3 protein-coding genes are annotated in these 3,535 nt (G+C 67.9%); all 3 read right to left on the minus strand.

The features are described from left to right. Positions 1 to 838: hypothetical protein (locus tag G5C65_RS33690; RefSeq protein WP_165302857.1), on the minus strand; the 838-nt coding region annotated here is incomplete at its 3' end. A gap of 193 nt (positions 839 to 1,031) precedes the next feature. Beyond that, positions 1,032 to 2,483, minus strand: coding sequence for an amino acid permease (locus G5C65_RS33695; RefSeq protein WP_165302858.1), 1,452 nt, complete (start codon positions 2,481 to 2,483; stop codon positions 1,032 to 1,034). Positions 2,484 to 2,605: 122 nt separating this feature from the next. Then, positions 2,606 to 3,535, minus strand: a 930-nt coding sequence (locus G5C65_RS33700) for a hypothetical protein (RefSeq protein ID WP_241266244.1), incomplete at its 5' end; no start/stop codon positions are given.

Below are 3,535 nucleotides of genomic sequence, written 5' to 3' on the forward strand. Positions count from 1 at the left end.
GGGCGGGGCGGAGGGTTGGGGTGATGCGATTGGTGTCGATGCGGCGTGGCCCCCACGGGTCCGGGGCGTGTCCGCAGGTGGCCTGCCAGGGCTTGTCGAGCACGGCGGCCGGGTCATGCAGATGCCGTCGCAGCAGTACGTGGGCGCCGCGCCGGTCGGCCTCCGGTACGCCGTCGTCGCTCCAGCGCACCTGGCAGTCCAACAGCGGGTTGTCCAGATCGCCGTAGGAGGAGGGGTCGGGGTCGTAGTAGCTGCTGCCGTCGCGGGCGGGGTCAGCAGCGAGCATGTTGGTGTCCGAGCTCAGCACGCCCGGGAGGCCGGGAGCGGTGAAGGGTACGGAGACGCGGCGGGCTTCGCTCAGGCGAGCGTCCGGGCACCAGGGGTTGGCGTGCCAGGAGCCCACCAGCAACGGCTGAGGCAGTCCGACATCGAACTGGGCGGTGATCAGGCCGTGCCACATCTGGTCGTGGTATGCCCGCAGGGTCCCGGGGATCGGCTCCATGCTCCCGGCCCACAGCAGCCCTACGAAGAACGTCAATCCCGCTGGGCCGTTGCCACGCCTTCCCCGGGCAACGGCAGGGACTGCCTGGTTGTCAACGGTCGGGAGGGCCTGGCAGCACATGCCGGTATCGCGTGCGAGCGCCTTGATGACCCGGCCAGCCGCACGCAGCGTGGGTGCGACGATCTCCTGCACACCGACGACGACCCCCCGGGCATCGGGGACATCCTCCAGTACCTCACGCAGGACGTCCACGACCTTCTGATACTGGGTGGGTGAGGTCGGGCTCGCTTCGGGGAGGCCGAGATTTTGCAGGTTGTAGGTGACGGTGGTGAACACGGAACCGGGTCTCCTAATCCGTGGTTCGGTGGTGCCGAGCCGAATCCCCTGACGGGGTCGGGTGTCATCGGGTCACGCCAGGTGAGGGCGGTCCGGCTGTGCTGAGTACCCAGCGGGTGGGCGGGGCTAATTACCGCTGGCCTGGGATATGGGCCGCGGGCTGCCGCCCACCCGCTGAAATGGGATTCTCGTATCACAGATGAGTGAAATCCGCTGCGTGACCATGGCCTTGGCCGGTGGTGGAGTTGCGGGGGTGGTCCGGGTTCAGGAACCACTTGCGTGCCGAGACGAGCCACCAGGTGCCGCAGAAGGCGACGACGACGCCGACCGCGATCGGTGCGTAGTTGAAGCTGTTCGAGGTGACCGGTGAGCTCTGGGGCAGCATGAACAGCACCGTGATCACCAGGACCCACCCCACGGCAATCGAGCCGATGATCGTGGACCAGGAACCGAGGTGCCAGGGACCTCTCTCGAACCGGTCCCCCTGACGCAGTCTGAGGAAGGTGGGGATGACGTAGGCGATGTAGAGGCCGATGGTCGCGATGGAGGTGACGGCCGCGTACGCGGTCTCGTTCCAGAGATAGGGGAGACCGAGGACGAAGGCGCCACCGGTGCCCAGCCACACGGCGTTGGTGGGGGTACGGGTGTGGGGGTTGAGCTTGTGCCAGGTCTTGGAGAAGGGCAGGGCGCCGTCGCGGGAGAAGGCGTAGATCATGCGGGAGTTCGCTGTCACCGATGCCATGCCGCAGAACAGCTGGGCGACAATGATGACGAGCAGTAGCCACTTTCCGCTCGCCGCGCCGAGGGCGTCCATGAGGATCTGTGCCGGGGGTACCCCGGTGCTTGAGTTGACGGAGCCTGTGTAGGACTGGATGGCGTAGGTGAAGCCGAAGAGGAGGACGAATCCGGCTCCGAGGGAGACAAGGATGGAGCGGACGATGCCCTTGGGGCCGGCGGTGGCCGCGTCGATGGTCTCTTCGGTCATATGGGCGGAGGCGTCGTAGCCGGTGAAGGTGTACTGCGCCATGAGTAGCCCGATGGCCACCACGTAGAGGCTGGAGGAGAAGCCGGTGTTGTTGACGAACTCGCCGAAGACGAAGTTGGTCGACTGGTGGTGGTCGGGGATGAGGACCAGGGCGCCGCAGATGAGGATGACGCCGAGGATGTGCCACCAGATGGAGACCTCGTTGAGGAGGGCGACGATGCGCACACCGAAGGTGTTCAGCACGCCGTGGAGGATGAGGATGGCCCCGAAAAGGGTCATGGTGTGGCCGGGCGTGACCTCGTAGCCGAACTGGAGGTCGAGCCAGGCGTTGAGGAAGTTGGCGGCACCGAAGTCGATGCCTGCGGTGATCGCTATCTGGCCCAACGTGTTGAACCAGCCGGTGAACCACGCCCACGCCGCCGCCGAGCGCCGGGGGGCCATGCGGTGCGCCCAGTAGTACAGGCCCGCGCTGGTGGGGTAGGAGGAGCAGACCTCGGCCATCGAGAGCCCGACGAAGAGCGTCATGAGGCCGACGAACAGCCAGCCCCACATCATGACCGCGGGGCCACCGGTGTCCATGCCGTAGCCGTAGAGCGTCATACAGCCGGACAGGATGGAGATGATCGTGAAGCTGACGCCGAAGTTCGCGCGCCCGGACATGGAACGCGACAGTGTCTGCTGGTAGCCGAGTTGTCGCAGTCGTTCCTCGTCGGATACGCGGGAGACATCAAGAGGCACAGAGATTCCGTCCTTCCTTGGGTGAGTGGAGTGGTGCCGGGCGTTCAGCGGCCTCGGCGCGGGGGTGGGCTGTAGGCCCAGGCACGGTGCCGCAGAAAGAGGTCACGGGCGTCACCGCAGTAGGCCCAGGGGACGTGGGTGGCGTAGGGGCCGATCGCGTCGAAGACCTCCAGGGCTTCCCTGTGCCGGTTCCCGAACGACAGTGCGTGGGCGAGGTAGTTGGCGTCGTCGGCGAAACAGGCGTGCGGGCGCGGGGCGCGGTGGCGCCACCAGCGCTCCAGTGCGACGTCGGTTTGGGGACACTCCATCCAGGGGTGGAAGCTGTGGCCGTACGTCTCCTGGGCCTGCTCCTGGCGGGAGTGGTGCGCCTCGGCCAGGGCAACGAGGGGCAGGAGCGCGAGGGGCAGGCCGCGGGGGGCGATGGACGCCTGCTCCTCGGCCCACCAGGCGGCCTCGCCCTGTGCCCCGTGGTAGCGGGGGAAGAGGTAGGTGAGGACCTCGTGGTGCGCCTCTCTGTTCCAAGGGTCACGCTGCTTGATCTCCTCCCACACGCGGGCGAGCGTGTCCCTGTTGGGGGCGTGGGTGCGCAGCAGCGCGAGCATGACGACCAGCGGAGCGACATCGGGCGGCCATACCTTCAGCGCGGTGCGGCAGGTGCCCCAGGCGGCCTCCATCTGCGCCCGCCCGGCGTTCCGGCCAGCGATCATCGCCCGCAGGGCCTGCACATTCGCCACCAGGGCCAGAGCGTGAGGAGAGCGCGGTTCGGCCTTCGCCCAGGTATCGGCGAAGGTGAGCCGCGCCCCCGCCTCAGCGAGCACCTGGAGACGGAAGATCCGCAGATCCCAGTCCTCCCCGGTCAAGGTCAGCAGGTCGCGCGGGCTCTCCCAGCGGCCCATCGAAGCGTCCTCCAGCGCCCGCCGCAGGGCCTCGTCCCCCCGCGCCGGGTGAGTGTCAAGAGCCGGCCCGGCTCCCAC

The organism is Streptomyces boncukensis (assembly GCF_011045075.1).
In the GTDB taxonomy this organism is placed as follows: Bacteria; Actinomycetota; Actinomycetes; order Streptomycetales; family Streptomycetaceae; genus Streptomyces; species Streptomyces boncukensis.